The 6,478-nt window shown below is 63.3% G+C and carries 5 protein-coding genes; 1 reads left to right on the top strand and 4 read right to left on the bottom strand.

The window, feature by feature from the left end; translation table 11 throughout:
* Positions 1–41: 41 nt before the first annotated feature.
* Positions 42–1,265, bottom strand: a complete 1,224-nt coding sequence (locus tag VFG49_RS06920) for an IS256 family transposase (RefSeq protein ID WP_324858813.1) — start codon at positions 1,263–1,265, stop codon at positions 42–44.
* An 889-nt stretch (positions 1,266–2,154) separates the two neighbouring features.
* Between VFG49_RS06920 and VFG49_RS06915 the strand changes: the two genes are divergently transcribed.
* A complete protein-coding gene (locus VFG49_RS06915; protein ID WP_324858811.1) occupies positions 2,155–2,595 on the top strand; it encodes a hypothetical protein in 441 nt (146 codons plus the stop codon).
* Between the two features lie 257 nt (positions 2,596–2,852).
* Here the strand turns inward: VFG49_RS06915 and VFG49_RS06910 are convergent, their stop codons facing one another.
* The 3 genes from VFG49_RS06910 to VFG49_RS06900 all read right to left on the bottom strand — a co-directional run bounded on the left by VFG49_RS06910 (position 2,853) and on the right by VFG49_RS06900 (position 6,342).
* Entirely contained in the window at positions 2,853–4,220 is a 1,368-nt protein-coding gene (locus VFG49_RS06910; protein WP_324858809.1) for a glutamate--cysteine ligase, read from the bottom strand.
* Between the two features lie 81 nt (positions 4,221–4,301).
* Positions 4,302–5,684, bottom strand: coding sequence for a sensor histidine kinase (locus tag VFG49_RS06905; RefSeq protein WP_324858807.1), 1,383 nt, complete (start codon positions 5,682–5,684; stop codon positions 4,302–4,304).
* On the bottom strand, positions 5,677–6,342 hold the full coding sequence (locus VFG49_RS06900; protein WP_324858805.1) for a response regulator: 666 nt from the start codon (positions 6,340–6,342) through the stop codon (positions 5,677–5,679). The genes VFG49_RS06905 and VFG49_RS06900 overlap by 8 nt, the downstream gene beginning before the upstream one ends.
* Between the last annotated feature and the right edge of the window lie 136 nt (positions 6,343–6,478).

Below are 6,478 nucleotides of genomic sequence, written 5' to 3'. Positions count from 1 at the left end.
GGGCGTGTCAGAAATTTTGTGTTTGAGCCGGTGGAGAAACGTCAGTCGTTGAAGGTGAATCGGTCACCGAATTGGAGCGCAAACTGCGCCTTGGCAGCCTGCCACGCGATGGGTGGTCTTTTCCAGTTTTCAGTGATGTGGCGGAGCGCGAGCCAGATCAGTTTGGTGGCCGCTTGATCGCTCGGGAAATGGCCCTTGTTGCGGATCGCCTTGCGCACCGAGGCGTTGAGGCTTTCGATGGCGTTGGTGGTGTAAATGATCTTGCGCACCTCGACGGGGAAAGCGAAGAACGGAGTGACCGCCTCCCAGTTGCGCCGCCAGCTTTGCGCGATGGCGGGGTACTTTCGTCCCCACCCGCCCTCGTCGAAAGCCTCCAACGCCTGCCAGGCCGCATCGGCATGATCGGCCTGATAGATCGGCTTGAGTGCTGCCGCGATCGCCTTGCGCTCCTTCCAGGAGGCAAACTGCATCGTGTAGCGGATCAGGTGCACGATGCAGGTCTGCACGATGGTCTCCGGAAAGACGGCCGTGATCGCCTCGGGAAAGCCCTTCAGACCGTCCACCACGGCGATCAGGAGATCGTTCGTGCCACGGGCCTTGAGCTCGTTCATCACGCGCAACCAGAACTTGGCCCCCTCGGTCTGTTCGATCCACAGGCCCAGCACCTCACGCTCGCCGCAGGGCCGGATGCCGATGGCGAGGTAGACCGCCTTGTTGCGCACCAGCCCTTCGTCTCGGATTTTCACCCGCAGGGCATCGAAGAACACGACCGCATAGGTTGGCTCCAGCGGCCGCGTCTGCCACGCCGTGACCTCCTCGATGACCGAATCGGTCACGGCCGACACGAGGTCCGGCGAGACCTCGATGCCGTACAGCTCGCGCACATGCGCCTGAATATCGCGGGTGCTCATGCCACGGGCATAGAGGGCGATGATCTTGTCGTCGAACCCGGGAAAGCGCCGGCGGTACTTGCCAATCAACGCCGGATCGAAACGGCCGTGGCGGTCGCGCGGGATCGACAGCTCCATCGGCCCTTCCGGCGTCAGCACCGTCTTGGCGCTCGTCCCGTTGCGGTGGTTGCCAGCCTCGAACTCCGTCGGCGACTCCAGGTGCACATCCATCTCGGCTTGGAGCATGCGCTCCGCCAGGGCCTTCTTCAGGTCGCCGATCAGGCCACCCGAATCGAGCACGGCCTTCGGGTCGCGTCCTTCCAGCAGTGCATCAAGCAGCTCGACCGAGAACGGCCCAGGGATCTTCTTTGCCATACATCCTTCCTTGCCTAACGGGCAGTGTATGGCTCAACACACAAAAATCCTGACAGGCTCCATTGCCTTTCCGGCCACAGCTTGTGTGTCCTATTTTTTGATTCGAAGACTGCATTCCGGTCGGACGAGGACGGACAGCTCCGCTGCTGCGTAGCTTTAACTGACATGTCGTAAATCCCGGGGCACTCCACGCCAAGGCTTTTTTACGCAACATATATGCGTACGTGGGTCAGCATGCATCGCTTCTTTACAGCGACTGGCCACACCATATTCACATGGCGAAAGAACACTTCTTGGCTTGTGGATCTATACGGATACGACGGGTATGCATAGTCGTCGCTGCCCTAATATTCGTTCTATCTCTGATGGGACTGGCCGTCTTTGGCTCGATGGACCAGCGAGACCTTTGGCGTTGCAGCGCAGCGGTCTCTCTCTATGTCGTACTTACCCTGATGCCATCGAGAAAAATACTCAGAGCTTCCCGCCCCCAAAGACGCAGAATTCTTGAGCGCTAATTAGCGCGAGATGGCGTTGCAGCTGGGGATGCCATTCTGGTGAGCGGGCAGCAACCGAATTTGGCGCCCCGGCTGCAACGCCATCTCGCGCCAGTGACGTTTGATGCAGATGGGACTGCGGCCGGTTCGCTGGTGGCGAGGGCGAAACTTGCACCGGGCGGCTACGAATAATTCGACCCAGTGCAGCATGGACTGATTTGTAAGCCGGACTCTCCGTAAAACTACGGTTTGCTGCAGCACGCCTTTGCGGGACGATGAGCCGCAGGGGGGCGTATGGCGCTTTGTCCCGGTCATCGTCATCAGGCCTCGGCTGTCACGTCATGCGACATGCGATGGATAGCCAGAACCTTCACACCCAGTCACGGAGTCATCCTATGAAAGGTCGACATCTCGTTCAGACGTCCATAGTGCTGTGTGCGCTGACCCTGTCGCAGATCGTCAGTGCCGCTAACTTGGAATGCACCATGCGATTCAGCATGTCCGGCTGGTCGGTGATCTACAAGCACACGAGCGGCAAAGGCGTGGTTACTTGTACAAACGGCCAAACCATGAAGGTCAAGATCGAAAGTCATGGCGGTGGACTGACGGCCGGTAAATCGAGCATTGACAACGGCATCGGGAATTTCAGCGATATCACCAAAATAAGTGATGTGCTGGGCACTTATGCACAGGCGGATGCCAGCGCAGGTGCCGTGAAGTCCGGCACGGCACAGGTGCTCACCAAGGGCAAGGTCTCCCTTGCGCTGTCAGGCGCGGGCCAAGGCGTTGATCTGGGCGTGAGCATAGGTGGCATGACCATTTCCGAAGACAAGTAGAGCTGAAGCCTTTCTCGGCATGACGAGGCCCCCAACCGGTGCTGGCGCACCAGGGCCACGTCGAAGAGGAACTCGCCAGCGCTCGGCGCTGCCAGTCATGTTGGCAAGCGTCGTCGTGGCCGCGTTGCGCACGCCTGTCTCGCCGACACCCGAATGCGCGTTGGACGGGAGGATGCGCGGCGGACGGTCGCCGGGGGTGCCAGAAAAAACCCCGCCAATGGCGGGGTTTGTCTATACGGCGACCTTTGCATCCGGGCTCAGTACGCGAACTCCCGGAACACCGGATCGACGTTGCCGTTCCATGCGCCGTTGAACAATTCGAGCTTGCGCTCGGCGGGCGTCTGGTTGGCCTCGACGATTTCGATCAGCGGTTCGAGGAAGATGCTTTCGTCGGCGCCGTTGTGGTTGAGTTTCGCGCGACGCTTGAGGCCGTGCGCGGCGATCTTCAGCGTTTCGTTGGCCAGATCACGCACGGTGTGCGTGCGGAACGGCAGCTTCAACGCCTGGCGCGGTACGCCGTCGCGCAGCGCATGGCGCTCGGTGCGGGTGAAATCCTTCACGAGATCCCAGGCGGCCTGGAGCGCATCGTCGTCGTACAACAGGCCCACCCAGAGCGCGGGCAGCGCGCACAGACGATTCCACGGGCCGCCGTCGGCGCCGCGCATTTCCAGGTATTGCTTGAGGCGCACTTCCGGGAACGCGGTGGTGAGATGGTCGGCCCAGTCCTTCATGGTGGCGTGCACGCCGGGCACGGCGGGCAGTTCGCCGGCCATGAAGCGCTTGAAGTCCTGTCCCGACAGGTCGATGTACTGGCCGTTCTGGTAGCTGAAATACATCGGCACATCGAGCATGTAATCGACATAGCGTTCGTAACCGAAGCTGTCATCGAACACGAAGTCGAGCATGCCGGTGCGATGCGGGTCGGTGTCTTCCCAGACGTGCGAGCGGTAGGACAGGTAGCCGTTTGGACGTCCTTCCGTGAACGGCGAGTCGGCGAACAGCGCGGTGGCGATGGGCTGCAGCGCGAGGCTGGTGCGGAACTTGCGCACCATGTCCGCTTCGCTTTCAAAATCCAGGTTCACCTGCACGGTGCAGGTGCGGGTCATCATGTCCAGGCCGAGGTTGCCGACCTTGGGCATGTATTCGCGCATGATCTTGTAGCGGCCCTTGGGCATCCATGGCATCTCGTCGCGACGCCACTTCGGCTGGAAGCCCATGCCGAGGAAGCCGATGCCCAGGTCCTGCGCGATGGAGCGCACTTCGTTGAGGTGCGAGTTCACCTCGCGGCAGGTCTCGTGGATCGTTTCGAGCGGCGCGCCCGACAGCTCCAGTTGCCCGGCGGGTTCCAGGGTGATGGAGGCCTTGTCGCGCGACAGCGCCACCGGGCTGTCGCCTTCGCGCGCGACCTCCCAGCCATAGCGGGTGGCAAGGCTTTCCAGCAAGACGCGGATGCCGCGGTCGCCCTCGAAGGTGGGCGGGCGCAGGGTATCGGTGAGGAAGCCGAACTTCTCGTGTTCGGTGCCGATGCGCCAGGCATCGCGCGGTTTCTCTCCCGCGGCTAGGTAATCGGCAAGCTGCTGGCGGCTGCCGATCGGCGTGCTCTTGACGGCACTGGGTATGGACACGGGGGACTCCTGTCTAAGGCTGTCCCCACTTTGGGGGTGCATGAGCCAAATTCAAAGTGCCGATCTTCGGGACTTTCGCCCTCAGGCCTTGATGGCAGGAAAATCGATGCGCATGCGGGTGCCCTTGCCCGTGCTGCCGTCATGGATGCTCAGCCGCGCGTTGTGCACGCGGGCCACCTCGTCGACGATGGCCAGGCCTAGTCCACAGCCGTCGGTCTTGCTGCCTGCGCCGCGGTAGAAGCGTTCGCGCACCCGGGCGCGCTCTTCGGCGGGGATGCCGCTACCGCTGTCGTCGACTTCGAGGTAGGGGTGCCTGTCTTCGGTGCCGCACCGGATGGTGATGTTGCCGCCGGCCGGGGTGTGGCGGATGGCATTGTCGATCAGGTTGCCCAGCAGCTCGTGCAGCAGCCAGTAGATGCCGCTCACCTGCACGGACTCGGCCTCGGCACCCAGGTCGATGCCGTGCGCAATGGCGCGGTCCAGCGAGCCGTCGGCCACCTCGCCGATCAGCTTGGGCAGTTCGATCAGCGCGAAATGACTGTCGCGATGCGCGGACGGTTCCGCACGCGCCAGCGTCAGCAACTGGTTGGCCGTGTGCGCCAGCCGGTCCACGCCGCCATGGAGCAGGGCGATGCGGTCTTCCAACGGTGTACCGAATGTCTCGCGGGCGAGCACTTCCAACTGCGCCTTGATGCCTGTCAACGGCGTGCGCAGCTGGTGGGCGGCATTGGCCATGAAGTGCTGTTGGGAGAGTACCGAGTTGCGGGTACGCCCCAGCAGGTCGTTCAGCGACTCCACCAGCGGCAGCACTTCCGCGGGCACTTGTTCGGTGGACAGGCGATTGAGCGCCTGGGCCGGCCGCCGTGCCATCTGCTGGCTCAGCCGCTGCAGCGGACGCAGGGCGATGCGGATGCCGACCAGCGCAATGATGAACACGGCCGCCATCTGCAGGGTGTCGTTGATCAGGAAGGCGACATCCAGCCGGTGCACGGCACGATCGCGTCGCGCGGGAGTCTCGGCCACGGTCACCACCAGCGGGTCGCCCGTTTCGCTGGTGCGATAGCTGGCCAGCCGGTACGTCTCGCTGCGGTAGGTGATGTTGGTGTAGCTGAAACCGTCGTCGGATTGGCTGTCCGGCGCCAGCGGCAGGTCGGCGGTGCCGGCCACGGTGTGTCCGTCAGGAAGACTGACGCGATAGACGAAGTGTTCGTCCGACATCGCACGCAACGGCGGCGGCGGATGCTGCGGGAGGGCCACTTCCGGTACGCCGCCGGCTCCCGGATGGATGCGGGCGACGATCGCCAGCGCCGAGCGCGACAGGGAATGATCAAACGCGCTGTGGATGGGGCTGACGATGACGTGGTGATCGACGGCGACGCCGATGACCAGCAGCAGGATCAGGGGCGCCAGCAGGTAGCTGAGCAGCCGCCGGTGGACGCTGATGCCCCGCTGGCGCTCAGCCATCTTCGAGTCGGTAACCCAAGCCACGGATGCCGCGCACGGTCGCCGAGGTGCCGAGCTTGCTGCGCAGGCGCGATACGTGCACTTCGATGGCGTTGCCCGAGATGTCCTCGCTCCAGCCGGTAATGGCCTGGGTGAGGCGTTCCTTGCTCACCACGCGGCCGCTGTGATGGGCAAGGCATTCGAGGATGGACCATTCACGACGCGTGAGTTCCAGCACCTCGCCTTTCTCGTTGAGTGCGCGACGGCCCGCCAGGTCGATGCGCAGGCGGCCGATCACGATCTCGTTGGCGGCGGCGGCGGTCGCACGGCGGATCAGTGCGCGGCAGCGTGCGGCCAGCTCGGGCAGCGCGAACGGCTTGACCAGGTAGTCGTCGGCGCCCAGATCCAGCGCATTGATGCGGTCATCCAGCCCGTCGCGGGCGGTCACGATCAGCAGGGGCAACGAGCTGCCGCTGTGGCGCAGCCGCTTCACCAGCGAGAGACCGTCTTCGCCCGGCAGGCCAAGGTCGACGATGGCCAGGTCGTAGTGTGAATCCGACAATCGCGCGGCAACCGATTCGGCATCAGGAACAGCGTCCACGACGTATCCCGAGCCGACCAGCCCGCGGCTGATGGCATCGGAAACCAGGGAATCGTCTTCGACGAGCAGGATACGCATGGCAGGCACGGATGGGGCGATCCCAACATGCTAGCAGGGCGGACTTGGGGCTACCTAATGGCAGGCAGGCCAGGGGCGGGAGACGCCCAAAAGAAAGCGGCGAATCCATCGCCGCTGGCGCACCGGGGGGCTTTCT

Origin of the sequence: Dyella sp. (assembly GCF_035685885.1) — a bacterium.
Taxonomy (GTDB): Bacteria; Pseudomonadota; Gammaproteobacteria; order Xanthomonadales; family Rhodanobacteraceae; genus Dyella.
The sequence above is the reverse complement of the archived record's forward strand: the minus strand, read 5'-3'. Positions and strand labels throughout refer to the sequence as shown.